Raw genomic sequence first — 24,475 nt, 5'->3', positions numbered from 1 at the left:
GCGTCGGGCGTGCGGCCTGCGACCGGCGTGCCCGTGGGGAGTCGCCGCGGCTCACCTGGGAGCACCTGGCGGCGCACCGGCGGGCCCGGGCAGGGTGCCGGTACCCGGTTGCGGCATCGGAGCGGCGGGGGCGAACGGCTGGGGGTTAACCGGGCGACCCAGCTGCACCGGGACCGGAACCTCCGGCGGCAGGGGCGCGGGCAGCTGGCCAGAAGCCGGAATGGGCAGGCCGCCCAACGGAATCGGGACCTCGGCCGGTACCGGCGGGGCCGCGGGCCTGGCCGGCATCGGAAGGCCCGGCGTCGGCAGCGCACCGGTTACCGGCCCGCCGGGCATGCCGGGCAGCGCACCGGTAACGGGCCCACCTGGCATGCCGGGCAGCGTACCGGCAGCGGGCCCCCCGGGGGCGCCAGGCGCGCCGGGCACCGGGGGAACTGCCGGCGGGAAGTGCTGGCCGCCCACCGTCGAGGCGCCGTCGGGTGCGCGCAGCAGCGCTTCGGGGCCCGACCGAGCCGGGGCGGGGCCACCGGGGACCGGTTCGAGCCGCATCGGGACCTCCGCGGCGGGCGCGGCCGGCTTCGGGGGTTGCGGCGCCTCGTCGGGGAGCTTGGTGTTCAGCGGCGGCGGCGGAACACCGTCGGCCGGCTTGGGGGTGCCCACCACCACCCAGTTCCCGGACGGGTCCTGGACCAGGTGCGCGGTGTCTCTGGTGGGGATCATGCCCTGCTTGCGGGCGGCCTCCGCCAGCGCCGGCGCGGCTTCGGCCTCGCGCACGTCGCGCTCCAGCGCTTCCTTCTGCTGCTGCAGCAGTCGGGTCCGCTCGCGGGCGTGGCTCAACTTGTAGGAGCGTTCGGCGGAGTCGGTGGACAACCACAGCGTGAGCCCGAGCCCGACGCCGAGCGCACCGATGACCAACACGACGAACGGAACCTTGCTCGCGAGTGTCCGCGGCCGCAGGTCGATCGATGCCAGCCGGACGGCCAGACGTTCGGTGAGCTTCGGACGAACAACTTTGGGCGCCTTGGCTTTCCGGGCCTTGGCCCGCGCCTTGGCCTGGCTGGCGTTCTTGGGCCGGGCCGAGCGCTCAACGGGCCGGGCGACGGGGCTGCTCTGCGGCCCGGCCTTGGGTGCGCGGGTTTCGCGGGTGGGCGCCGAGGTCCTGGCGCCGCGGGTGCGCCGCGCCGCGCCGGGTTCCGGCGCCGGGCGCCTACCCCGTCGGGCAGCACCGTCGCGGGCGCCCCGGCGGTCGCTGCCACCGCGTCGTTTCGACGTCTCGCGGTCCGCTTTCATCAATCGCCTTTCCCGGTCGCCTGCTGTGATTCCATGCGCTGCAGAGCCCGTAGCCGCACCGCGGCGCTGCGCGGATTGCGTTCGATCTCGGTGCCGTCGGCACGCCCGGCACCCTGCGTCAGGGCCCGGAATCGCGGCTGGTGACCCGGAAGTTCGACCGGCAGGTCTACCGGGGTGCGGGAAGCGACCGCCTGGGCGAACAACCGCTTGACGATCCGGTCTTCCAGCGACTGGTAGGCCATCACCACGATGCGCCCGCCGACGGCGAGCGCGTCCAGCGCGGCCGGAAGTGCGCCGCGCAGCGAATCCAATTCGTCGTTGACCGCGACCCGCAGCGCCTGGAAGGTGCGCTTGGCCGGGTGCCCGCCGGTGCGCCGGGCCGCGGCCGGAATCGCTTCGTAGAGCAGGGCCACCAAGTCCGCGGTCGACGTGAACGGCTCCCGGGCCCGCCGGCGCACGACGTACGCGGCGATGCGCCGCGCGAACCGCTCCTCGCCGTAACGGTGCAAGATGTTCGCCAGCTCCGCCTCGTCGTAGGTGTTGAGGATGTCGGCGGCGGTCAGCGGCGCGTCGGGGTCCATCCGCATGTCCAGCGGCGCGTCCTGGGCGTAGGCGAAGCCCCGGTCGGCGCGGTCGAGCTGCATGGACGACACACCGAGGTCGAAGAGCATGCCGTCGACCGATTCGGTTGCGGCATATCCGGATTCGATCAGTGCCGTGGCGACGCCGTCGTAGCGGGTGCGCACCAGCGTGACCCGGTCGGAGAACCGCGCCAACCGTGATCGGGTGATGTCCAGGGCGCTGGGGTCGCGGTCGAGTCCGATCAGCCGCAGCCCCGGCAGGTCGGTCAGGAACCGCTCCGCGTGCCCTCCCGCGCCGACGGTCGCATCGACCAGGGTGGCCCCCGTCCCGTCCGGGTGGTGGCGGGTCAATGCGGGCGTGAGCAGTTCGACGCAACGCTCCAGCAGGACGGGGACGTGCCCGCCTGATCCCGATGGCGGCGACCCGCTGCGCCCGGCTGCATCCTTTAGTGGCGACCCGCTGCGCCCGGCTGCGCCGCGCTTGCGGTCGCCACGGCCGCGCTTGCGATCACCGCGCCCTGAATTGTCAGCCACCGCAACGCCTCCCCGGATCTGCCGCCACCCGTCGCCCGCACGGGCCGGCAGGGCCCGAGCGTGCCGGAAAAGGTGTGGCGCCCCTGCATCGAGGTCCCTGACCGAAAGCGCGAACCTGGCGTTGGGGAAGTACGCCAGGGTCGGTTCGGGCAGAGGCCACGTTGCACGGGCATGCGCCTCAGATGATGTCGCCGAGTGCTTCATCGCTGGCCGCGGAGAAGTTCTCTTCGTGGGTTTGCTGGTAGTCCTGCCAGGCCTGCGCATCCCAGATCTCGAGGTAGTCGACCGCGCCGATCACCACGCAGTCCTTCGACAGGCTCGCGTAACGACGGTGGTCGGCCGACAAGGTGATGCGCCCCTGGGCGTCGGGGTGCTGCTCGTCGGTGCCGGCGGCGAGGTTACGCAGGAAGGCCCTGGCGTCAGGGTTGCTTCGCGAGGCCTTGCTCGCCCGGCGGGCCAGTTGCTCGAATTCCGCCCGCGGGTAGACGGCGAGGCTGTGGTCCTGGCTCTTGGTGACCATCAACCCCCCTGCCAGCGCGTCACGGAACTTCGCGGGCAACGTCAGCCGCCCCTTGTCGTCGAGTTTGGGCGTGTAGGTGCCAAGAAACACCAGCTCACCTCCCGTTCGAGGTCACCCAAACACTGCAGCCACCATACCCCACAATCCCCCACTTCGCCCCATTGATGGAGTGTCGCCGTGGCGTTTTCCGGGTTATCCGTCGTCACGGGGTCCTCAGCGGCCCACAAGGGGCGTGTCGGGCACCTCTCGCGCCACGATTTCCGGCGCCGGGGACAGCGCATCTATCAGGGAAAACGCCGCGAGTGGGGCGTGGTGGGGAACGTGGGTGGGGCCCGGTGGGGGTTCACCGCCGTCGCGCGCCTCGATCGGGCCTCGATCGAGCCGCAAATCGGCATCGACGGTTGCGCGCACCGCCGAGGGCTTGGTGAAAACCGGGGAAAGGAAAACGGGGCAGCCGGTGGCTACCCCGTGTGTGAAAGGTCGGCGTTAGTCGTCGAAGCGGCGGCGGAACCGATCCTCCATGCGGCTGGTGAAGGACCCTCCGCCCTTGTTGCGGCGCTGGCGCAGCGAGCTGGGCGCCGAGCCGGAATGGTCCGGCCTGCCTGACAACCGGGGGCCGGTGATGCCGAACACCACTCCGCCGAACATGACGATGAACCCGAAAATGCTGAGAATGGGGACGCTGCCGCCGATCCAGGTGGCCTTGAACGCCACACCCGAAACCAGCATCGCCAGACCGACGACGAACAACGCCACGCCCTGCAGGCGACGACGGGCCGTGGGCGCGCGAAAACCCGCGCCCCGGACGCTTGACGCGAACTTGGGATCTTCGGCGTAGAGAGCGCTCTCGATCTGATCGAGCATTCGCTGCTCATGATCGGAGAGTGGCATTCGTCCCTCCTTGCCGACAGTTTGGCACGTCACTATCGATAGCACGCGGATGCCCGTTGCGCGGGCAACTAATTGAATGATACGAGGTCAACCTGCCCCATACCACTGGTTCCGCGCCGATTCTATCCCGGCCAGATCGCGGCATTCCGCGAGACCGGAACGCCCGTGCGCTACAACCGGCTTCCCGAACCGGGCCGCCCGCCGCTTCGGTGTCACGACCGCTCGTCACGCCGTCGCGTCGGGGTCCGATAATGATCGATAGCAGCCTGGTCCCCGACGACCACGCAACGCCGAAGCAGCGAATGAGTCTGATCACGCATGAGGAGGGCACCGCGCGTTGGCGATATTCCTCATCGATCTGCTCCCTCACGATATGGAGCGTCGCCTCGGGGACGCCCTGGCGGTGTACGTCGACGCGATGCGCTACCCGCGCGGCACCGAGCAGCAGCGCGCCGCGATGTGGCTGGAGCACATTCGCCGCCGTGGCTGGCAAGGGGCCGGCGTCGTCGAAGCCGAGGTAGCCGACGGCGAGGGCGCGCCGATGCCCTCGCCGGAAGATCTGGCCAAAGCCCCGTTGCTCGGCGTGGCCTACGGCTATCCCGGGGCGCCGGGGCAGTGGTGGCAGCAGCAGGTCGTGCTGGGCATGCAGCGCGGCGGGTCGCCGCCCCAGGAGATCGCCCGCCTGATGAACAGCTATTTCGAGCTGACCGAGCTGCACATTCATCCCCGCGCCCAGGGCCGCGGCCTCGGCGAGGCGTTGGCCCGGCGGCTGCTCGCCGGGCGCCCCGAAAAGAACGTGCTGCTGTCGACGCCGGAAACCAACGGCGAGCCCAACCGCGCCTGGCGGTTGTACCGACGGCTGGGCTTCACCGACGTCATCCGCCGCTACTACTTCGCCGGCGACCCGCGGGCGTTTGCGATCCTGGGCCGCGAACTACCGCTGTGACACCGCGGAACCGGGCGCACATCGCAAGCACCGCTTCGGTGTGGCGCTTATTTAAGTGGCACACCGTGTCTGGCACGATGACCTGGTGCGCGCCAGCTCCCCCCGCTTGAAAGCCCCCCGGGCCCGACGGCGCCGGCTGCTGGCCGTCGCGATGTTGCTGCTGCTGGTGCCGCTGGCCACCGGATGCCTGCGGGTCCGGGCCTCGCTCACCATCTCCCCCGACGACCTGGTCTCCGGCGAGATCGTCGCCGCCGCGAAACCCAAGACCCCCAAGGACACCGGACCGCAGCTGGACAGCAACAACCTGCCGTTCAGCCAGAAGGTGGCGGTGTCGAACTACGACAGCGACGGCTACGTCGGCTCCCAGGCGGTGTTCTCCGATCTGACGTTCGCCGAGCTGCCGCAGCTGGCCAACATGAACTCCGACGCCTCCGGCGTCAACCTGACGCTGCGCCGCAACGGCAACCTGGTGATTCTGGAGGGCCGGGCGGATCTGACCTCGCTGACCGATTCGGAGGCGGACGTCGAGCTGACGGTCGCCTTCCCGGGGGTGGTGACCTCCACCAACGGTGACCGGGTCGAACCCGACGTGGTCTCCTGGAAGCTCAAGCCGGGCGTGGTGAGCACCATGACCGCCCAGGCCCGCTACACCGACCCCAACACCCGTTCGTTCACCGGCGCGGTGGTGTGGCTGGGCATCGCGTCCTTCGCGGCCGCCGGCGTGGCGGGGCTGCTGGCGTGGGTCAGCCGGGACCGGTCACCGCGACTCACCGCGCCGCGCGACCAGCCGCCACCCAGCTAGCCGCGCGGGCTACCCCTGCTGGGCGGGTGACCAGTACGCCAGCATCTCCGCGAAGGTCTGGAACGCCGGACCGGAAATCCCGTAGGTCGCCTCCAGATGGATGCTCAGCGGGAAACCCAGGTCGGCCACCCCGTCGATGACGCGCTTGTAGAGGTCGACCATCAGCTGACGCTTCTGCGGGGGCTCGCAGGCGGCGAGCTTGCGGACGAAGTCCTGCTCGGCGGCGACCGCGGCGTTGCCCGGGTCCTGGATGAGCCAGTTGATCAGTCCGACGCGGCTTTCCATCTTCGGCACGAACCCGAAGGACAGCAGGATCTCGGGCCGGTGATCGGTTTGCCTGGCGAACTCGCTCAGGAATCCCACGATCGCGTCGGAATACAGCAACTGGGTCATGCCGTAGGTGGCGCCCTGGTCGCACTTGAAGTTGAACCGGCCCTGTTCGCCGTCGCGGGTGGGGATCAGGATCACCCCGCGGTTGGCCACCAACTCGCGATAGATCGACAGGGCGTCGGTCGGGGCGACGCCGGAGCCCTCGCCGTCGTTCATGGTGCGCGGCACGCCGACGAACACCACGCCTTCCATTCCGGCCGAGGACAACTCGGTCAGCCGGCCCCGCAGCGACGGCTCGTCCATGAACGCGGTGACCTGCGTGCACAAGCCCTTGATCCCGGTCAGTTCCGGCTTGACGACCGACCAGAAGTCGAGCACATCGAGCTTGGGCTTCATCTGAATGGGACGGTCGTCGTCCTCGGCGATGATCCCGGGGATCATCACGTGCCGGATCCGGCCGTCCAGGCCGGCCTCGGCCGAATGCCGCACCACTTTGTGCGCCTCCTCGAGTGCCCGCTCCCGACCTTCCTCGGCGTTGGGTGGCACCAGTTCGAGCGCAATGGTGTTGAGGGTCACGCGGCTTCTCTCCGTCCGACGACTATGGGCCCGGGGCGTCTCTCGGCGGCGCAGTATCCGCGCGAGCCCCAGCGCACCCGCCAGCATAGGGGCGGGTTAGTGAGGCAGTCGAAGCAACTGGGTGCACCGGGCGACCTCACGCGGGACCCACCCCGGGCCGCGCGACGAATACACTGGTCGGGCCTGGAACACCCAGCCAGCCGAGCAGAAAGGGGCGCCGCGCTGAGCGTCAAAGCCACGGCAGCGGCGGCAACCGTCGAGTTGACCGGCGCCATCACCGAACAGTTGCGGCGGTATCTGGACGAGCGGCGCGCCGAGACCGCCTACATCGGCGACGACTACAACGGCCTGATCGCCGCGCTCGAAGATTTCGTGCTGGGCGGCGGGAAGCGGCTACGCCCCGCGTTCGCCTACTGGGGCTGGCACGCCGTAACCACCGACGAACCCGATGAGCAAGTGCTGCTGCTGTTTTCCGCGCTCGAACTCCTGCACGCCTGCGCGCTGGTGCACGACGACGTGATCGACGACTCCTCCACCCGGCGGGGACGGCCGACCACCCACGTCCAGTTCGCGACCCTGCATCGCGATCGGGGCTGGCAGGGCTCACCCGAGCGGTTCGGCGCGTCGGCCGCCATCCTGCTCGGTGACCTCGCCCTGGCCTGGGCCGACGACATCGTCTTCGGCGTCGACCTCACGCCGCAGGCCCAGCGCCGCATCCGCCGGGTGTGGGCCAACATCCGCACCGAGGTGCTCGGCGGGCAGTACCTTGACATCGTCGCCGAGGCCAGCGCCGCCGCCTCGATCGCGTCGGCGATGAACGTCGACACCTTCAAAACCGCCTGCTACACGGTGTCGCGACCGCTGCAGCTCGGCGTGGCCGCCGCCGCCGACAGGCCCGACGTCCACGACATCTTCAGCCAGTTCGGCACGGACCTCGGGGTGGCGTTTCAGCTGCGCGACGACGTCCTGGGCGTCTTCGGTGACCCCGCGGTGACCGGCAAGCCGTCCGGGGACGACCTGCGATCCGGCAAGCGCACCGTGCTGCTGGCCGAGGCGGTGGAGTTGGCGGAGCAGTCAGACCCGGTGGCGGCCAACCTGTTACGGACCTCGATCGGCGCCCGGCTGACCGACGCGCAAGTGGATCAGCTGCGCGACGTCATCGAGTCGGTGGGCGCCCTGGCCGCGGCCGAACAACGGATCGCCACGCTGACCCAGCGGGCGCTCGCCACGCTGGCCGCCGCGCCCATCAACACCGCGGCCAAAGCCGGGCTGTCCGAATTGGCCAAGATCGCCACGAACCGGTCCGCCTGAACCGATGACGACTCCGACCGATACCCCGGCCGACGACGCGCCGGCAGCCAAACCCCCTCGCGGCGAACGGTTTTCGCAGCTAAGGGCGTTTGTGGCGGCCGATGAATCACGACCGGCCAAACTCGGCTTGCTGGGGTCGGTGCTGATCACCCTGGGCGGGCTGGGCGCGGGCAGCACGCGGCAGCACGACCCGCTGCTCGAGTCGATTCACATGTCCTGGCTGCGCTTTGGCCACGGCCTGGTGCTGTCGTCGATCGTGTTGTGGACCGGCGTCGGCCTCATGCTGATCGCCTGGCTGGGCCTGGGCCGTCGGGTGCTGGCCGGCGACGTGACCGAGTTCGTCATGAAGGCCACCACCGGCTTCTGGCTGGCGCCGCTGCTGGTGTCGGTGCCCGTCTTCAGCCGGGACACGTATTCGTATCTGGCGCAGGGCGCACTGCTGCGCGACGGCCTGGACCCCTACGCCGTGGGCCCGGTCGCCAATCCAAACATCTTGTTGGACAACGTCAGTCCCATCTGGTCGATCACGACCGCCCCCTACGGTCCGGCGTTCATTCTGGTGGCGAAGCTCATCACCGTCCTCGTCGGCAACAACGTGGTGGCCGGCACCATGCTGCTGCGGCTGTGCATGCTGCCCGGTCTGGCGCTGTTGATCTGGGCGACCCCCCGGTTGGCGCGGCACCTGGGCTCCGACCCCTCGACCGCCCTGTGGATCTGCGTGCTCAACCCGCTGGTGCTCATCCATCTGATGGGCGGGGTGCACAACGAGATGCTGATGGTGGGCCTGATGGCCGCCGGCATCGCGCTGACGTTCGGCGGCCGCCACGTGGCGGGCACCGCGCTGATCACGGTCGCCATCGCGGTCAAAGCCACCGCCGGCATCGCGCTGCCCTTCCTGGTGTGGGTGTGGGCGCGGGATCTGCGCGACCGGCGCGGATACCGGCCGCTGCGAGCGGTTCTCGCGGCCGCGGCGGCGACGCTGCTGGTCTTCGCGGTGGTCTTCACGATCCTGTCCGCGGTGGCCGGGGTGGGCCTGGGATGGCTGACCGCGCTGGCCGGTTCGGTGAAGATCATCAACTGGCTGACGGTGCCGACCGCGGCGGCCAACCTGATCCACGCGATCGGCAGCGGGCTGTTCCCGGTGAGCTTCTATCCGCTCCTGCGGGTCACCCGGCTGGTGGGCATCGCGATCATCGCGGTCTCGCTGCCGCTGTTGTGGTGGCGGTTCCGCCGCGACGACCGGGGCGCGCTCACCGGCATCGCGTACTCGATGCTGATCGTCGTGCTGTTCGTCCCCGCCGCGTTGCCGTGGTACTACTCGTGGCCGCTGGCGGTCGTGGCTCCCCTGGCCCAGTCACGACGGGAGGTGGCGGTCATCGGCGGCGTGTCGACCTGGGTGATGGTGATCTTCAAACCCGATGGCTCGCATGGCATGTACTCGTGGCTGCACTTCTCGCTGGCCACCGCCGTCGCGCTGATCGCGTGGTACAGCCTGCACCGAACGCCTCAGCTGCCGGCCGAGCAGGCCGAAGTCACCGCCGGGTAGACGCCGGCTCAGTAGGCCATCGCCTGCGCCCGGCGCACCACTTCGCGGGCCTGGTGGGCGTGCAGCGCATCGACGGGGCGGGCATTGCTGATGGCATCCTTGGTGCCGTCGCGGGTCACCGTCAGCGACGGGTCGCGGGTGAACAACCAGCGCACGATCTCGGTCTCGTGGTAGCCGCCGTCGTGCAGGATCGTCAACAATCCCGGCAGGCTTTTGACCACCTCACCGGATTGGGTGAAGAACACCCGCGGCACCACCACGTCCTCGCCGCGCCGGACCGCGACCAGATGGCCGTCCCGGAGTTGTTGGTGCACCTTGGATACCGGGATTTTAAGCAATTCGGCGACCCGCGGCAGGTCGTAGATCGGTTCGTCGGGATCTAGCACATCGTCGCCGGCAGGAATACTGCTCATCCGCGCAAGTGTAAGCCTTGATACGCGCGTTGAGCCCGTGTTCTACCGCCCAATCATCGTGGCGCACCTACGATGGCCCCGTGGCCCAAGCTCATCCGCCCGGCCGGGCCGGTCCGCCTCGTCCGCGGGCCGAAGCCGGGACGGCGGACCCGTTGGACAACGCGTTGCTGGACGGCCGCTACCTGATCCAGGCGAAGATCGCCAGCGGCGGGACCTCGACCGTGTACCGCGGTCTCGACACCCGGCTCGACCGTCCCGTCGCCGTGAAGGTGATGGACTCTCGCTACGCCGGCGACGAGCAATTCCTCACCCGCTTCCAGCGCGAGGCCCGCACCGTGGCCCGGCTGAAGGATCCCGGGCTGGTCGCGGTCTACGACCAGGGCTCCGACGGGCGGCACCCTTTTTTGGTGATGGAGCTCATCGAGGGCGGCACCCTGCGCGAGCTGCTGGGCGAGCGCGGGCCCATGCCGCCGTACGCCGTCGCGGCGGTGCTTCGTCCGGTGCTCGGCGGGTTGGCCGCCGCGCACCGGGCCGGCCTGGTGCATCGCGACGTCAAGCCGGAGAACGTGTTGATCTCCGACGACGGCGAGGTGAAGATCGCCGACTTCGGGTTGGTCCGTGCCGTCGCCGCCGCCGGAATCACTTCTACCAGTGTGATTTTGGGCACCGCGGCGTATCTGTCGCCCGAACAGGTGCGCGACGGCGACGCCAGCCCGCGCAGCGACGTCTACTCCGCGGGCATCCTCGCCTATGAGCTGTTGACCGGGCGCACCCCCTTCACCGGCGACTCGGCGTTGTCGATCGCCTACCGGCGGCTGGACACCGACGTGCCGGCGCCCAGCGCGTCGATCGACGGCGTGCCCGCGCAGTTCGACCAGTTCGTGGAACGGGCGACGGCCCGCGACCCGGCCGACCGCTACGCCGACGCGGCCGAGATGGGCGCCGACCTCGACGCGATCGCCGATGAGCTTGCGCTGCCGGACTTCTCCGTGCCGGCACCACGTAACTCCGCGCAGCACCGGTCGGCCGCGCTCCACCACGACCGGACGGACCAGCGCCCGGCCATCGCGCAGCAACCCGGGCCGCCCCCGTCGGCCCCGGTGCGTCAGCCCACCCGCCAACTGACCCGGGGCCCCGAGGAGTGGCCGCGGGCGCAGCAGCCGGCGCCCGCCGGCGACGACGACCCGGACGATGACGACGACGATTACGAATATGAGCCCGTCGCAGGAGAATTCGCGGGCATCCCGATCAGCGAATTCGTGTGGGCGCGCCAGCACAACCGGCGCATGGTGCTGGTGTGGGTGGCGTTGGTGCTGGCGTTCACCGGGCTCGTCGCGACCGCGGCGTGGACCATCGGAAGCAACCTCAACGGGCTGCTCTAGCGCGAGCCGGCCTCAGTCGCGCAGCATCTCGGCGACCAGGAAGGCCAACTCCAGCGACTGCTGGGTGTTCAGCCGCGGATCGCAGGCGGTCTCGTAGCGGCCGACCAGGTCGGTGTCCGAAATGTCTTGCGCCCCACCGAGGCACTCGGTGACGTTCTCACCGGTGATCTCGACGTGGATGCCGCCGGGATGGGTGCCCAGCGCGCGGTGGACCTCGAAGAAGCCCTGCACCTCGTCGACGATGCGGTCGAAGTGGCGGGTCTTGTAGCCGTTGGACGACTCGTGGGTGTTGCCGTGCATGGGATCGCACTGCCAGATCACCTTGTGACCGGCGGCCTGGACCTTCTCCACGATCGGTGGCAGTAGGTCGCGCACCTTGTTGTTGCCCATCCTGCTCACCAATGTCAGCCGGCCGGGCTTGTTGTGCGGGTCGAGCCGCTCGACGTATTCGACGGCCAGCTCCGGGGTGATCGTCGGGCCGATCTTGACGCCGATCGGGTTGGCGATCACCTCCGCGAAGGCGACGTGCGCGCCGTCGAGCTGGCGGGTCCGCTCGCCGATCCACACGGTGTGCGCCGACAGGTCATACAGCTGAGGCTCGCCGCTGTCGTTTTCGGACAGGCGCAGCATCGCACGCTCGTAGTCGAGCACCAAAGCCTCGTGGCTGGCGTAGATTTCGGCGGTCTGCAGGTTGCGGTCGGCCACCCCGCAGGCGCTCATGAAGCGCAGGCCGCGGTCGATCTCGGTGGCCAGCGCCTCGTAGCGGGCGCCGGCCGGCGAGGTTCGGACGAATTCGCGGTTCCAGTCGTGGACGCCGTGCAGCGAGGCCAATCCCGAGGACGTCAGCGCCCGAACCAAATTCATCGCCGCGCTGGCGTTGGCGTAGGCGCGCACCAACCGCGACGGATCATGCTCGCGCACAGCGGCGTCCGGGGCGAAGCCGTTGATCATGTCGCCGCGGTAGGACTTCAACCCCAGCGCGTCGACGTCGGCCGATCGCGGCTTGGCGTACTGCCCGGCGATGCGGGCCACCTTGACCACCGGCATGCTCGAGCCGTAGGTCAGCACCACCGCCATCTGCAGCAGGGTGCGCACGTTGCCCCGGATGTGGGGTTCGGTGTTCTCGGTGAACGTCTCCGCGCAGTCACCGCCCTGCAGCAGGAACGCCTCACCCCTGGCCACCTGGGCCAACTGCTCCTGGAGGCGGACGATTTCCGACGGCACCGTCACCGGCGGCACGCTCTCGAGGACCGTGCGCATCGCCGACGCCTGATCGGCGGGCCAGCTGGGCTGCTGGGCTGCCGGCTTGGCCAGGGCGGCGTCCAACCGCGCCCGCAGATCGCTCGGCAGCGGCGGCAGCGGCGGCAGCTGGTCGATCGGTATGTCGACGGTCCAGTTCATCGGTCCATCGTAACCGCGGCGCGGGCGCCCCTGGTCACGGTTGATCAGCGTGAACGCCGTCGATCCGGGCTCGGCCGTCTCAGTCGCCCGCGGTGATCAACCGGTAGCGGCGGAGCTGATCGCGGGCGTCGACCAGCGCGTCGTGCGCATCGGGCGACCGCGGCGGCATCCGCGGGCTGCCGCGGTCTTCCCACAGCTGCCGCAGCTCCCGGGTGAAACGGGGGATGGCGCGCGGCAGATCGGGCATCGGGCCCCACAACTGGCACAGGGCGACGTGGTCGTAGGCCGCCACCCACGCCCACAGTTCGATCGGCTCGCCGCCGCTGACACCGAAGAACTCCTCCAGGTCCTCGCGGATCCGCCTGCGTGAGCGCCACAACTGCGACGCCGGGGGCGGCAGCTTGGGCAGCACGTTGGCACGCACCCACGGCCCGGCTCGCTCGGGATCGAATTCGGTGGACACTGCGTAGTACTCGCGGCCGTCCTCGGCGGCCACCCCGATCGAGACGAGCTCGATGGTGCGGCCGTCCTCGATGAATTCGGTGTCGTAGAAGTACCGCACCTAGGGAGATTATCTGCCGATCAGGATGGGACCGGTGGGAGCCGGCGCGGGATGAATCTCGTCGTCCAACCTGGCGTCCACCGCGTGTGGGTCCGGAAACCGGGGCGTGCCGGCGATGGCGCACTGCAAATACAGCTTGGCCCGCACCACCGGGCGGCGCAGCCGCCTTTCGCGCTGCAACGCGCGGCGCATCTTGTCCGGCTGCGTGGAGTACCGCCAGCGGGCCCACGGCGCGTGCGGGCGCGACAGCCGGATCGCCCCGATCACCAGCAAGATGACCAGGAACATGCCCAGCAGGCCGGTCCAGACCTTGCCCTTGAGCACCACCACGACGGCCAGCGGCAGCGTCAACGCCATGGCGCCGCCCACCGCGGCCCGCAGCGGCCAGGAGTTCGCGTCGTGCCAGATCGGCAGGAAGAACATCAGCGGGTGCAGGCCCATCACCAACAGCCCGGCCACCGCCACGGCGGCGAAGACCGCATCGACCGATGTGCGGCCGTCCTCGGACCAGTAGACGTCGGACAGGTGCAGGATCAGCGCGTACTCGTCGAGGACCAGGGCGGCCCCGATCCCGAAGAAGGTGGCGGCAGCCATGAACTGGGGTTCGTGCCCGTCGATGGACAGGGTGACCAGCGTCAGCCCGGAGAGCAGCGTAAGGACCACCCCGAACGTGACGTGGTGGATGTGCACTCCCCCGATGTGAACGTTGCGCGGGTGCCACCACTTGGTGGGCCGGCCGTTCTCGACGCGATGACGGATCAAACGCACGAACGTCCGCGTGACGAAAAACGTCAGGATGAAGGCCACCAGGCAGCACAGCAGTGGCAGGTGGCCCCGGTCGTGAATGTCATGTTCGAACCATCGGGACAGCTCGTCGACGAACGAGTGGAGCACTCTTGAAACCTACGCCTTCGCGCGCCGGAGTCGTGGGAGCCGCGCTGCACCAGGCATGTCCGGGCGCGCGCACCCATTACGCTGTGGTGCGACATGAGTACACGGCAGGCGCCCGGGGCGGGCTTTGCAGGTAAGCGTGGCCCCCGGTGGGCGCTGGTGTGGGGCCTGGCTTGGCTGGCGGCCGCGGCGGGGCTGAGTTACGCGGCGTGGCAGCTGTTCGGGCACACCCCGTATCGCATCGACATCGACGTCTATCAGATGGGCGCCCAGGCCTGGATGGACGGCCGCCCGCTGTATCGCGGCGACGTGTTGTTCCACACACCGATCGTGGATCTGCCGTTCACCTATCCACCGCTGGCCGCCATCGTGTTCTGCCCGTTCGCCTGGCTGCACATGCCGACCGCCAGCGTCGCGATCACCGCCCTGACATTGGTGCTGCTGGTCGTGTCGACCGCGATCGTGCTGACCCGGCTCAACGTGTGGAGCGACTCCACCGTGCTGCCCGGCCCGCCCTGGCTGCGCCGGTGGTGGCTGGCCGTCGTCGCCGCCGCGGCCGCGACGATCTGGCTGGAACCGATCAACTCGAACTTCGCCTTCGGTCAGATCAACGTCGTGCTGATGACGCTGGTGATCGCCGACTGCGTGCCGCGCCGCACGCCGTGGCCGCGCGGTCTGCTGTTGGGGCTGGGCATGGCGCTGAAGCTGACGCCGGCGGTGTTCCTCCTGTATTTCCTGCTGCGCCGCGATCACCGCGCGACGTTGACCGCGCTGGCGTCGTTCGTGGGGGCGACGCTGCTGGGTTTCGCCCTGGCCTGGACCGACTCGTGGGAGTACTGGACGCACACCGTGCATCACACCGACCGGATCGGTTCCGCGTCGCTGAACACCGACCAGAACATCGCCGGCGCCCTGGCCCGGCTGGGGCTGGGACAACAGGAACGCTTCCTGCTGTGGGTGGCCGCGTCGCTGCTGGTGCTGGCGCTGACGGTGTGGGCGATGCGGCGGGTGCTGCGCGCCGGCGAGCCCACGCTCGCGCTGGTCTGCGTCGCGTTGTTCGGGCTGGTGGTGTCGCCGGTGTCGTGGTCACACCACTGGGTGTGGGTGCTGCCCGCGCTGCTGGTGACGGCGATCTTGGGCTGGCGGCGCCGCAACGCGCTGCTGATGGTCGTCAGCGCCGTCGGGGTGGCGCTGATGAGGTGGACGCCGATCGACCTGCTGCCCAAGCATCACGAGGCGAGCGCGGTCTGGTGGCGCCAACTCGCCGGGATGTCCTATGTGTGGTGGGCGCTGGCGGTCATCGTGGCGGCCGGCTGCACCGTCACCGCCCGCGGGGTTTCGCGGGAGAGCGCCCCGCAGCCGCTGGCGCCGGCTACCGCCGTCGGCTAACCGGCAGCGGTCTCGGGAATCCGCTCGGCCTCGCCGTCGGCCGCGTCACCGCCGCCGCCCTTTTTCAGGCTGGCCGCGTAAATGTCGACGTACTCCTGGCCGGACAGCCCCATCAGCTCGTAGATCACTTCGTCGGTGACGGCCCTCTCGATGAACCGGTTGCCGGCCAGCCCGTCGAAGCGCGAGAAGTCCATCGGCTCGCCGAAGCGAACGGTGACCCGGCCGAACCGCAACATGTTGGTCCCGGGCGGGTTGACGACGTTGGTGCCGATCATCGCGACCGGGATCACCGGCACCCCGGTCTGCAGGGCCAGCCGCGCCAGCCCGGTCTTGCCCTTGTACAGCCGGCCGTCCGGGGACCGGGTGCCTTCGGGATACATGCCCAGCAGCTTGCCCTGGCCCAGCACCTGTTGGGCGGTGGTCAGCGCGGCGCGGGCGCTGTCGGCATCGGTCCGGTCGATCGGCACCTGCCCGACGGCGGTGAAGAACCACCGCTGGAACCATCCCTTCAACCCGGTGCCGGTGAAGTATTCCGACTTCGCCAGGAAGGTGATTCGGCGCCGCACCACCAGCGGAAGATAGAAACTGTCCATCACGGCCAGGTGATTACTTGCCAGTATCACCGGTCCGGAACTCGGAACGTGTTCTAAGCCTTCAACTTTCGGCCGGCCCAGCAGAGTCAGCAACGGGCCGAGGAGCACGTACTTGAACAGCCAGTACCACATGGCCCTCCCTCTCGGCTACGCCCCGCTGATGTTCTGCGCCAACTGTACCTATCCCCACACGAAGGGACCACCTGCGACGCAGGCTCCTCACTCGTCGAGCGTGACCGGGATGGGCTGATAACGGGTCCGCGGGGCGGTGTCGCCGGTGTCGGTCGCGCCGCCGGGCGGACCGTCGGGCGGGGGCTCCGGTGTCGGTGTGGACGCCCGGTCGATGTCACTGGCATCACTGACGATGTCGCGGATCACCTGAAGCAAGGCGACGCTGTGGTCGGCGATCGCGGTGAGCAAGGGGTGCTGGTCGCCGGTCGCCAACGCGGCCAGCGCGCACACCGGGCACCACACCTGCTGGCACTTGCCGGTGCCGGGTCCGGCGCCCGCCGTCAGCGCCGCCGCCGCGCGCACGGCGGGGTCGATTCCGTCCAGGATCGACTGGGCGAGCCTGCGTAGCTCCGGACCGATTTCGGGATGAGCCCCACTCACTTAGGCCACACCTCCGGATCTGGTCGAAAACGCACCGTCAACTCACTACCGCGCACGCGTGCGTCGAGCACCGTGCAGCGCCGGAGCACGGACGCCAACTTCACCCTGCGCCGCAATCCGCCGGCGCTGATGATCAGGTCGTCATCGACGCGCCCCAGGGTCAGCGCCGACGGATCGAGTTGCGGCAACGCTAGCCGCAACCGGTAGACGGACCCAAGTCCCGTCCCGGATTCGAGGTCGACGGTGGGCCGCAACGGGCCCGGCGGCGCGGTGCCCCCCCGGCGGCGGGCGGCATCGAGCAGCGCGCCCAGCGCCTTGGCGCCAATCGGCTCCCCGGACAGGTGCGGGGTCATCACGAGGGCCACCTCGCCGATGGTGGCGTCGAGTTCGTCGAGCACACCCTGCTGCTCGGCGATGCGTTCGGTGTACCAGTAGAAGGCCGGGTGCTCGGGCAGGTTGCGGTACTCGTACGAGTCGTCTTGCAGCAGAACCTGGTTCACGATCAGCTCTTCGACGCGCACGCCCATCAAGGCCAGCGACCCCAGCGTCCGGGCCGCCTCCGCGGCGACCACCCGCTCGGGGGTCAACACCAGGTGCGCGCTGACCAGCTCGCCGTCGGTGAGCAGCGCGCCGAGCGTCTCCACGCTAGAGCTGATGCGCTCGAGCAGCTCGACCACCGCCGCCGACCGGGCGTCGTCGGCCGTGACGGACAGGCGGCGATGCCGCGGCCACGCCCGCTCGACGTACAGCCCGAAGGTGGCGGGCAGCGTCAACATCCGCAGCGCGTCCGCGGTGGATGCGCAATCGACCACCACGCGATCCCATCGCCCCGAGCCGGCCAGCTCGCCGACGGCGTACAGGCCGAGCACCTCCTGAACACCGGGCAGCGCCGAAAGCTCTTCGGGCGCAATGGTGCTCAATTCGGACTCGGGGAACCGCCGGTCCAAGGTGGCGACGACGTCACGCCAGCGGACCTCGAGCAGGGCGAGGCTGTCCAACGCCAGCGCATCGAGGAACCCGCCGCCGGCCTCCGCGTCGTCGGCGAGCACCCGCACGAGTTCGTCTTGGCTGGGCGGGACGGGGGTGCCCAGCACATCACCCAGGGAGTGCGCCTGGTCGGTGGACACCACCAGCACCCGCTGTCCCGCGCTCGCAGAACTGACCGCGGTGGCGCACGCCAGGGTGGATTTGCCTACCCCGCCTTTGCCAACGAAGAGGCTGATGCGGGCCGGGGCGGGCTCAGCCGTCTCACTCAGCCTCGACTCGTTTCTTCAGATCCTTCAACGCGGTGTCGGTCAAACGCCGCTCGGCCTTGCGCTTGAGCAGGCCGATCATCGGCATGGCCAGGTCAACGGAGAGTTCGTACGTGACTTCGGTGCCAGATCCCTTGGGCGCCAACCGATATGAGCCCTCAAGCGAGCGCAGCAGCGAGCTCGACACCAGCGTCCAGCTGACGGATTGGCGATCTTTGGGCCATTGATAGGACATGACCATGGTGTCTTTGAGGACGGTGGCGTCCATGACGATCCGCGCCACCTTCGGGTAGCCGTCGGCGTCCTTCTCCTGGACCTCGGCTTCCTTGTACTCCGAGATCCACTGCGGGTAGGAGTCGATATCCGCGATCACCTTCATCACGGTGCCCGGGTCGGCTTCGATGTAGATGGTTTGTGTCGTCTTCTCCGCCACCTGGTTGCTGCCCTCTCTCCCGCAAGCCGATCTGCCCCGGCCGCTCCGAACCTGCCGTGCGGGGACCCCCGTGGGTCTCGGTCCGAAACGGTACTCTCTGCGCGGACCTGACCCGGCTAAACTACCGGAGAAACTCCGACCGGACGTGACCGTTCCAGTGTCGTCTTGACCTCAAAGGCCATTTTTTTGCCCGCCACTCGGCGGCGGTGGGTCATTTTCGCCAGGTTCAGCTTGGCCAGCTGCCAGGCCGCCACCCCGCTGGGCTCGGCGTGCAGAAAGTAGTGCAGCACGACCCCGTCCAGCGACGGTTCCAGCCAGACCTCCATGGTCCCCGTCAACGCGCCGGTGACCGACCACCGGATGCCCTTGTCGCCGCGATCCTCGACGACCTGCAGCCGCAGGTCGGGCCACCAGCGGCGCCAACTCGCCCGATCTGCGACCGCGGCGCCCACCCGTGCGCCGTCGGCGGCGACAAACGTCTCATCCGCGATCTGGATGCTGTTCATGCCCACAGCTTCACACACCGGGCCGCGCCGGCCCGCCGAGGGCGGCCAGGCGTCGCGGCAGGCAATCGCGGTCCCGACCGCACCGACCGTGGCCATGCTGGCTCGTTGCTCGGATTAGGCTGGGCGACAGCAACCCGGCTGCCGGGAAACGTCACGAGGTCAATTGAGGTCATAAGAGTGCGTGAGTACAGCGTCCCCGCCCGCTTTCCGGTCGACGATGACGACAACATCGCGGCGATGGTGTTCGAACACGAGCGCGACGATCCGGACTTTGTCATCTACCAACGTCAGCTCGACGGCGAGTGGACCGACGTCACCTGCACCGAGGCGGCCGATCAGATCCGCTCTGCCGCACTGGGTTTGATTGGCCTGGGAGTGCAGGCCGGCGACCGCGTGTCGATCTTCTCGGCCACCCGCTACGAGTGGGCGATCCTCGACCTGGCGATCCTGGCGGTCGGTGGGGTCACGGTGCCGATCTACGAGACGTCCTCGGCCGAGCAGGTGCGCTGGGTGCTGCAGGACTCCGAGGCGGTGCTGGCGTTCGCCGAGACGGACGAACACGCGGCGATGGTCACCGAGCTGACCGCCGAACTGCCCGCCCTGCGCCGGGTGCTGCACATCGACGGTTCGGGCCCCAAGGCGCTCGACCAGCTCGTCGAGGCCGGCGAGTCGGTGGAACCGGCCGAGCTGACCGCGCGCCAGGAGGCCCTGCGGGCCGCGGATCCCGCGACGCTCATCTATACCTCGGGCACCACCGGGCGGCCCAAGGGCTGCCAGCTGACGCACTCCAACCTGCTGTATGAGACCCGCGGCGCCAAGGAGAGCCTGCCGACGCTGCTGGATGAGGGCCAGCGGCTGCTGATCTTCTTGCCGCTGGCGCACGTGCTCGCGCGCTCGCTGACCTTGTCCGCGTTCGCCAACAAGGTGACCGTCGGATTCACCAGCGACATCAAGAACCTGCTGCCGATGTTCGCGGTGTTCAAACCGACCGTGGTGGTGTCGGTTCCGCGGGTGTTCGAGAAGGTGTACAACACGGCCGAGCAAAACGCCGCCAACGACGGCAAGGGGCGGATCTTCGCCATGGCCGTGCAAACCGCCGTCGACTGGAGCGAGGCCTCCGACCGCGGACGGCGGGGGCCGGTGCTGCGCGCCAAGCATGCGTTGTTCGACCGGCTGGTGTATCGCAAGCTGCGCGGGGCGCTGGGCGGCGACTGCCACGCGTCCGTGTCGGGCGGCGCGCCGCTGGGGTCGCGACTGGGGCACTTCTACCGCGGGGTGGGTCTGACCATCCACGAGGGCTACGGGCTGACCGAGACCAGCTCCGCGATCACGGTCAACCAGGTCGGCAATGTCAAGATCGGCACCGTCGGAACGTTGTTGCCCGGCAACAGCATGCGCATCGCCGATGACGGCGAGCTGCTGGTGCGCGGCGGCGTGGTGTTCAGCGGCTACTGGCGCAACGAGCAGGCCACCGCCGACGCGTTCACCGACGGCTGGTTCAAGACCGGCGATCTGGGCGTGCTCGACGACGACGGCTTTTTGAAGATCACCGGGCGCAAGAAGGAGATCATCGTCACCGCGGGCGGCAAGAACGTCGCCCCCGCCGTACTCGAGGACCGGCTGCGGTCGCATCCGCTGATCAGTCAGGCGATGGTGGTCGGCGACGCCAAGCCGTTCATCGGCGCGCTGATCACCATCGATCCCGAGGCGTTCGACGGCTGGAAACAGCGCAACCAGAAGGGATCCGGCACGTCGGTGGCCGATCTGGCCACCGATCCCGACCTCGTCGCCGAGGTGGACGCGGCCATCAAGGACGCCAATCTGGCGGTGTCACACGCCGAGTCCATCCGCAAGTTCCGCATCCTGCCCGTCGATTTCACCGAGGACACCGGTGAGCTGACTCCGACGATGAAGGTCAAGCGCAACGTGGTGGCCGAGAAGTTCGCCTCCGACATCGAGGCCATCTACCAAGCGGACTGACCGCGCCGCTATCCGAGCAGCTCGCCCAGCCGTGCCGCCAGGGTGTCCCAGCGCCACTGGGCCGTCACCCATTCGCGTCCGGCCGCCCCCATCGCGGCGGCCCGGTCCCGATCCGTCAGCAACTCGGCGACGGCGTCGGCGATTTCGGTCACCGAGCAACCGTCGACGACGAGCCCGGTTTCGTTGTGCCGCACGGTTTCCGGGGCTCCCCCGGACTTTCCGGCGACGACGGGCACGCCGCTCGCCGAGGCCTCCAGGAACACGATGCCCAGTCCCTCGACGTCCAACCCCGCGCCGCGGGTGCGGCAGGGCATCGCGAACACGTCGGCCAGCGCGTGATGCGCGGGCAGTTCGGCGGCCGGTACGCCGCCGGTGAAGATCACCTCGTCGGCCACCCCGCAGTCGCGGGCCAGCGTCTGCAGCGATTCCAGGTAGGGTCCGCCGCCGACGATGACCAGGGCGGCCCCGTCGACGCGTCGCCGGATCGAGGGCAGGGCCTTGATGAGCATGTCCTGGCCTTTGCGCGGCACCAGCCGGGACACGCACACCACGGTGGGCCGCTCGCCCAGCTGGTAGCGCTGACGCAACTCGGCACGGGCCGCCGGATCGGGCCGAAACTTGTCGGTGGCCACCCCGGAGGGCAGGTATTCCAGCGACGCTTTCGGCCCGAAGGCCGGCGCGAACCGCGACCGCGTGTAGCAGCTGACGAACGTGACGATGTCGGTGTCGTCGCCGATGCGGCGCAGCACGGACCGCGCGACCGGCAGCATCGACCAGCCGACCTCGTGGCCGTGCGTGCTGGCCAGCACCCGATTCGCCCCGGCCCCACGAGCTCGCCGGGCCAGCAGCGCCAACGGCGCGGCCGCCCCGAACCAGACGGTTTCGATCCCGTGGTCGGCGATCAGCCGCCGCATCCGGGCGTCGACCGCCGGGCCGGGCAGCATCAGGGTGCCCGGATGGCGCACCACGCGGTAGCCGGCCGCCTCGTCGTATGCCTCGGCGCCCGTCCATTCCGGCGCGTACACCGTCACCGAATGCGACCCGGCCTCGACGAGTCGACCGACGAACTCACCGAGGTATGACTGGATGCCGCCCCGGCGGGGCGGAAAGTCGTTGGTTACCAGCAGGACCCGACTCACCTGCGACAGGCTAGCGTGGCGGCGCTGCGGCCCGCGCACACGGCCCGAGCCGGGCGGCGCGCGCTAGTGCGTCAGCCACTGGCGCCAGGCGGTGAGCAGGCCCGCCTCGCTGGTGTCCAGCACGTCGTGGGCGGCGGTCGCCATGTCGGCGCGCCGGATGCCGCAGGTCGCCAGGTAGAGATCGTGCAGCTTCGGCGCCCCATAGGCCTCGGCCACGAACCGGGCGAACAACCAGGCGCGGTCATAGGCCAGCGAGCGCGGCGCGCCCGGCACATCCAGCTCGCTGTCCGACGGCAGCGTCATGGGCAGCATCCCCTCGGTGGGTACCGGCGTCGGGGGCCGGCCGACGAAGTCGGCGACGCCTTCGGTGAGCCAGCGGGGTGCGTCGGCGACGGTGTCCGCGCGTGCGGCGTAGTGAAAAAGCTCGTGGGCCAACACGATTCGCAGGGACGCCGCACTCATGTGGGCGGCGCCCGGCGCGAACACGATCCGCTGGCCGAGGGCGACCCGGTGAACGGGATCGACCCGGTCGGAGACGGTGGCGGCGGCGATGTCGGCCCACTGGGCGGGCGGTCCCCCGCCGGCGGCGGCGCGAAATTCCTCGTCCGTGCCCGCGGCGACCACCGAGATTTCGCGCGCCCAGTCGACGCCCCAGAACGCCTCCACGGCGGTGATCGCGTTGCCCATGTCGGAGGCCACGCGCGACAACAAGCGCTCGCTCGACGGGCCGCCGAGCCCCAGCAGCCGGACGATGCGGTCGCCGACGACGATCGACTTCGTCGTGGCACTGACCTGGCTGCGCGCGGGCGTGATCAGCTGTGGAGGCCGGATCCGGCTGTTGCGTTCGGCGCCGAACGGCACGGCCGCGGCCACGATCAGCTCGACGACGAAGACCCAGGCCAGCAGTATCGGAAGCCGCCGCCGCAGCGCGGGATGTCTAGTAACGGCGGGCGTCGTAGATCGGGCCCGAGGAGTTCATCGGCACGACCTGTACCGGCACACCGTAGGTGGAGGAATGGATCATCATGCCGTCACCGATGTAGAGGCCGGCGTGTGAGGCATCAGAGTAGAAGGTGAGCACGTCACCGGGCTGCAGGTCCGACAGCGACACCGGCTGGCCGCCGTGGGCCATCGCCTGGCTGGAGTGCGGCAACGAGATGCCGGCTTGCTGGAACGCCCACATCACCAGCCCGGAGCAGTCGAACCCGCCGGGCGCGGCGCCGCCCCATACGTAGGACGAACCCACCTGGGTCAGCGCGGCCTGCACGACGGTGGCGCGGTCACCGCCGCCGACCCCACCGGGGGCCATACCGGGCATGCCGCCGGGAGGCGGAGCCTCGCCGGGCGCCTGCCCGACGCCCGGGGGTGCCGCTTCCGGCGCCGGGGCGCCGGGGGCCGGCGCCGCCGCGGGGACGGCCGGTGCGGGATTGGCGAGCGCGGTGCGCTGGTCGGCGGTCAAGGACATGTATTGCGACTTGACCACCGCGATCTGCACCTGCAGCTGACTTTGCTTGGACTGCAAGCTCGCTCGCACCGCGGCGGCCTGCTCGGCCGCGCTCTTGGCGTCGGCGGCGGATTTCGCGGACTCCCGCTCGGCCTTGGCGGCCTGCTCGCCGGCGATCCGGTAGCTCTTCATCTGGTTGGCCATCTGCGTGGCCATCACCCGCTGCACCGCGAGCTTGTCGATCAGCCCCTGCGGCGAGCCGGCGGTCAGGATGGCCTGCATGCCGTCGACGCGGCCACCCATGTAGGCCGCGGCGGCCAGGTTGTTGACGGAGTTCTGGTACGACGCCAGATGGGTCTTCGCCGCGTCGACGGCGGCCTGGTCGTCGTTGTGCTTCTTGTCGGCCGCGCGCTGGGCGGCCAGCTTGTCGTTCAGGTCGAGCTGGGCGCTGTGCATCGCCTCGGTGGTCTGCTCGGCCTGGCGGGACAGCTCGTTGAGTTTTGCCATGGCGTCTTGGGCCGGGTCCGCCCATGAGGGGGCGGTCACCACGCTGAACAGAATCGCGAAGCCAGCTAGCGTCCCTAGGGCCGAACGTGTCAGGACACGCGCAACCAGACACCTAGAGTCAAGCCTCAAGATTTGCTTCCTTAAACGGCCATCGACGAATCCAGGTCGTCGAGCGGGTTTAGGTCTCAAACAGGTTACGAAACGATATCGGCGTTTGTCCAAAGCGGGCGGTTAAGAAATTAGAAAGAATTCTGTCATTTTCATGTGATCCAGTCCGCCTGACCCGAGGGCCTTTGGCGGACAAGGAATTTAGGCTACACCAGATCCGCGGTCCCGACGAATCGGGACGAGGCGAAGCCGCGGCGCCAGGCCGACCTCGGCGAGAACTTCCAATGCCGCTTGTTCGTCCTGCAATAAAGTATCCGGGACCCCGAGTATCACGCTGACCACACAGTCGCGGCATCCGGGTCCGCGCACCGCGCAGTCGTCACAGTCGATCACCACCGGCGCGCCCGGCTCTGGCGGCGGCAACGCGACGTTGGTGGGTCCATTACTCGGTGCCATCGGGATCCGTCCTCTCGGTCTTGCTCCGACGAACATCACGCCGGTCAGCCCGAACGCTAACCGCGGGCACCGACATCTC

Annotated in this window: 26 protein-coding genes; 7 read left to right on the top strand and 19 right to left on the bottom strand. The window is 69.4% G+C overall.

The genetic code is table 11. The features are described 5' to 3' along the window. Window positions 1-51: 51 nt before the first annotated feature. The 5 genes from ftsL to AC0KTM_RS08800 all read right to left on the bottom strand — a co-directional run bounded on the left by ftsL (window position 52) and on the right by AC0KTM_RS08800 (window position 3,816). Window positions 52-1,290, bottom strand: a complete 1,239-nt coding sequence (gene ftsL / locus AC0KTM_RS08820; RefSeq protein WP_238957890.1) for a cell division protein FtsL — start codon at window positions 1,288-1,290, stop codon at window positions 52-54. After that, on the bottom strand, window positions 1,290-2,423 hold the full coding sequence (rsmH, locus tag AC0KTM_RS08815) for a 16S rRNA (cytosine(1402)-N(4))-methyltransferase RsmH (protein WP_425326388.1): 1,134 nt from the start codon (window positions 2,421-2,423) through the stop codon (window positions 1,290-1,292). Before rsmH ends, ftsL begins: the two co-directional genes overlap by 1 nt. Window positions 2,424-2,583: 160 nt before the next feature. Continuing rightward, window positions 2,584-3,015, bottom strand: a complete 432-nt coding sequence (mraZ, locus tag AC0KTM_RS08810; RefSeq protein WP_067100969.1) for a division/cell wall cluster transcriptional repressor MraZ — start codon at window positions 3,013-3,015, stop codon at window positions 2,584-2,586. 123 nt (window positions 3,016-3,138) lie between these two features. After that, a complete protein-coding gene (locus AC0KTM_RS08805; protein WP_472415450.1) occupies window positions 3,139-3,336 on the bottom strand; it encodes a hypothetical protein in 198 nt (65 codons plus the stop codon). A gap of 75 nt (window positions 3,337-3,411) precedes the next feature. Beyond that, window positions 3,412-3,816 carry a DUF3040 domain-containing protein gene (locus AC0KTM_RS08800; RefSeq protein WP_225329787.1) on the bottom strand — a complete coding sequence of 135 codons (405 nt, stop codon included), beginning with the start codon at window positions 3,814-3,816 and terminating at the stop codon, window positions 3,412-3,414. A gap of 337 nt (window positions 3,817-4,153) precedes the next feature. On the opposite strand from AC0KTM_RS08800, the gene AC0KTM_RS08795 reads away from it, so the two are divergent. Both AC0KTM_RS08795 and lppM read left to right on the top strand, forming a co-directional pair. Beyond that, window positions 4,154-4,762 carry a GNAT family N-acetyltransferase gene (locus AC0KTM_RS08795; RefSeq protein ID WP_238957887.1) on the top strand — a complete coding sequence of 203 codons (609 nt, stop codon included), beginning with the start codon at window positions 4,154-4,156 and terminating at the stop codon, window positions 4,760-4,762. 151 nt (window positions 4,763-4,913) lie between these two features. Beyond that, window positions 4,914-5,564 (top strand): lipoprotein LppM, encoded by a 651-nt coding sequence (gene lppM, locus AC0KTM_RS08790; RefSeq protein ID WP_225329802.1) that lies wholly within the window; start codon window positions 4,914-4,916, stop codon window positions 5,562-5,564. Window positions 5,565-5,573: 9 nt separating this feature from the next. Here the strand turns inward: lppM and AC0KTM_RS08785 are convergent, their stop codons facing one another. Then, the gene (locus AC0KTM_RS08785; protein WP_238957886.1) at window positions 5,574-6,470 is read right to left on the bottom strand and encodes a mycobacterial-type methylenetetrahydrofolate reductase; all 897 of its coding nucleotides are present in this window, start codon (window positions 6,468-6,470) and stop codon (window positions 5,574-5,576) included. A 261-nt stretch (window positions 6,471-6,731) separates the two neighbouring features. Here AC0KTM_RS08785 and idsA2 point away from each other — a divergent pair, with 261 nt between their 5' ends. Further along, window positions 6,732-7,781 (top strand): bifunctional (2E,6E)-farnesyl/geranyl diphosphate synthase, encoded by a 1,050-nt coding sequence (idsA2, locus tag AC0KTM_RS08780; RefSeq protein WP_238958042.1) that lies wholly within the window; start codon window positions 6,732-6,734, stop codon window positions 7,779-7,781. Between the two features lie 4 nt (window positions 7,782-7,785). Continuing rightward, window positions 7,786-9,327, top strand: coding sequence for an alpha-(1->6)-mannopyranosyltransferase A (locus AC0KTM_RS08775; protein ID WP_238957885.1), 1,542 nt, complete (start codon window positions 7,786-7,788; stop codon window positions 9,325-9,327). Between the two features lie 8 nt (window positions 9,328-9,335). Here the strand turns inward: AC0KTM_RS08775 and AC0KTM_RS08770 are convergent, their stop codons facing one another. Further along, entirely contained in the window at window positions 9,336-9,740 is a 405-nt protein-coding gene (locus AC0KTM_RS08770) for an Rv2175c family DNA-binding protein (protein ID WP_238957884.1), read from the bottom strand. An 80-nt stretch (window positions 9,741-9,820) separates the two neighbouring features. On the opposite strand from AC0KTM_RS08770, the gene AC0KTM_RS08765 reads away from it, so the two are divergent. After that, window positions 9,821-11,122 carry a protein kinase domain-containing protein gene (locus AC0KTM_RS08765; protein WP_225329782.1) on the top strand — a complete coding sequence of 434 codons (1,302 nt, stop codon included), beginning with the start codon at window positions 9,821-9,823 and terminating at the stop codon, window positions 11,120-11,122. Window positions 11,123-11,134: 12 nt separating this feature from the next. Here AC0KTM_RS08765 and AC0KTM_RS08760 read toward each other — a convergent pair whose 3' ends face one another. The 3 genes from AC0KTM_RS08760 to AC0KTM_RS08750 form a co-directional block, all read right to left on the bottom strand. Continuing rightward, window positions 11,135-12,523 (bottom strand): class II 3-deoxy-7-phosphoheptulonate synthase, encoded by a 1,389-nt coding sequence (locus AC0KTM_RS08760; protein WP_225329781.1) that lies wholly within the window; start codon window positions 12,521-12,523, stop codon window positions 11,135-11,137. Window positions 12,524-12,602: 79 nt separating this feature from the next. Continuing rightward, entirely contained in the window at window positions 12,603-13,085 is a 483-nt protein-coding gene (locus AC0KTM_RS08755) for a polyadenylate-specific 3'-exoribonuclease AS (RefSeq protein WP_225329780.1), read from the bottom strand. Between the two features lie 9 nt (window positions 13,086-13,094). Further along, window positions 13,095-13,979 carry a hypothetical protein gene (locus AC0KTM_RS08750; RefSeq protein ID WP_238957882.1) on the bottom strand — a complete coding sequence of 295 codons (885 nt, stop codon included), beginning with the start codon at window positions 13,977-13,979 and terminating at the stop codon, window positions 13,095-13,097. A gap of 93 nt (window positions 13,980-14,072) precedes the next feature. Here AC0KTM_RS08750 and AC0KTM_RS08745 point away from each other — a divergent pair, with 93 nt between their 5' ends. Next, window positions 14,073-15,365 carry a glycosyltransferase 87 family protein gene (locus tag AC0KTM_RS08745; RefSeq protein ID WP_238957881.1) on the top strand — a complete coding sequence of 431 codons (1,293 nt, stop codon included), beginning with the start codon at window positions 14,073-14,075 and terminating at the stop codon, window positions 15,363-15,365. Here AC0KTM_RS08745 and AC0KTM_RS08740 read toward each other — a convergent pair. The 5 genes from AC0KTM_RS08740 to AC0KTM_RS08720 form a co-directional block, all read right to left on the bottom strand. Next, complete coding sequence (locus AC0KTM_RS08740; RefSeq protein ID WP_238957880.1) at window positions 15,362-16,090, bottom strand: lysophospholipid acyltransferase family protein; 729 nt, start codon at window positions 16,088-16,090, stop codon at window positions 15,362-15,364. The genes AC0KTM_RS08745 and AC0KTM_RS08740 overlap by 4 nt on opposite strands. Before the next feature lie 87 nt (window positions 16,091-16,177). Beyond that, entirely contained in the window at window positions 16,178-16,570 is a 393-nt protein-coding gene (locus AC0KTM_RS08735) for a hypothetical protein (RefSeq protein WP_225329776.1), read from the bottom strand. After that, complete coding sequence (locus AC0KTM_RS08730) at window positions 16,567-17,826, bottom strand: ArsA family ATPase (protein ID WP_238958041.1); 1,260 nt, start codon at window positions 17,824-17,826, stop codon at window positions 16,567-16,569. Before AC0KTM_RS08730 ends, AC0KTM_RS08735 begins: the two co-directional genes overlap by 4 nt. After that, a complete protein-coding gene (locus AC0KTM_RS08725; RefSeq protein ID WP_225329775.1) occupies window positions 17,819-18,256 on the bottom strand; it encodes an SRPBCC family protein in 438 nt (145 codons plus the stop codon). Before AC0KTM_RS08725 ends, AC0KTM_RS08730 begins: the two co-directional genes overlap by 8 nt. 116 nt (window positions 18,257-18,372) lie before the next feature. Further along, complete coding sequence (locus AC0KTM_RS08720; RefSeq protein WP_225329799.1) at window positions 18,373-18,762, bottom strand: polyketide cyclase / dehydrase and lipid transport; 390 nt, start codon at window positions 18,760-18,762, stop codon at window positions 18,373-18,375. 177 nt (window positions 18,763-18,939) lie between these two features. Between AC0KTM_RS08720 and AC0KTM_RS08715 the strand changes: the two genes are divergently transcribed. Beyond that, a complete protein-coding gene (locus tag AC0KTM_RS08715; RefSeq protein ID WP_238957879.1) occupies window positions 18,940-20,742 on the top strand; it encodes an AMP-dependent synthetase/ligase in 1,803 nt (600 codons plus the stop codon). Window positions 20,743-20,750: 8 nt separating this feature from the next. Here AC0KTM_RS08715 and pimB read toward each other — a convergent pair whose 3' ends face one another. From pimB to AC0KTM_RS08695, 4 genes are all read right to left on the bottom strand, one after another. Next, the gene (gene pimB, locus AC0KTM_RS08710) at window positions 20,751-21,881 is read right to left on the bottom strand and encodes a GDP-mannose-dependent alpha-(1-6)-phosphatidylinositol monomannoside mannosyltransferase (RefSeq protein WP_472415449.1); all 1,131 of its coding nucleotides are present in this window, start codon (window positions 21,879-21,881) and stop codon (window positions 20,751-20,753) included. A gap of 63 nt (window positions 21,882-21,944) precedes the next feature. Then, window positions 21,945-22,760: a hypothetical protein gene (locus AC0KTM_RS08705; RefSeq protein WP_472417428.1), complete on the bottom strand. Its 816-nt coding sequence runs from the start codon at window positions 22,758-22,760 to the stop codon at window positions 21,945-21,947. Between the two features lie 58 nt (window positions 22,761-22,818). Beyond that, window positions 22,819-23,961 (bottom strand): peptidoglycan hydrolase RipC, encoded by a 1,143-nt coding sequence (ripC, locus tag AC0KTM_RS08700; RefSeq protein ID WP_472415448.1) that lies wholly within the window; start codon window positions 23,959-23,961, stop codon window positions 22,819-22,821. Window positions 23,962-24,141: 180 nt separating this feature from the next. Further along, on the bottom strand, window positions 24,142-24,396 hold the full coding sequence (locus AC0KTM_RS08695; protein WP_225330657.1) for a hypothetical protein: 255 nt from the start codon (window positions 24,394-24,396) through the stop codon (window positions 24,142-24,144). Between the last annotated feature and the right edge of the window lie 79 nt (window positions 24,397-24,475).

It is taken from the genome of Mycobacterium sp. NTMscope_Eco_3, assembly GCF_976985685.1.
Note: the sequence above shows the minus strand (reverse complement) of the source record. Positions and strands in the feature narration are given on the sequence as shown.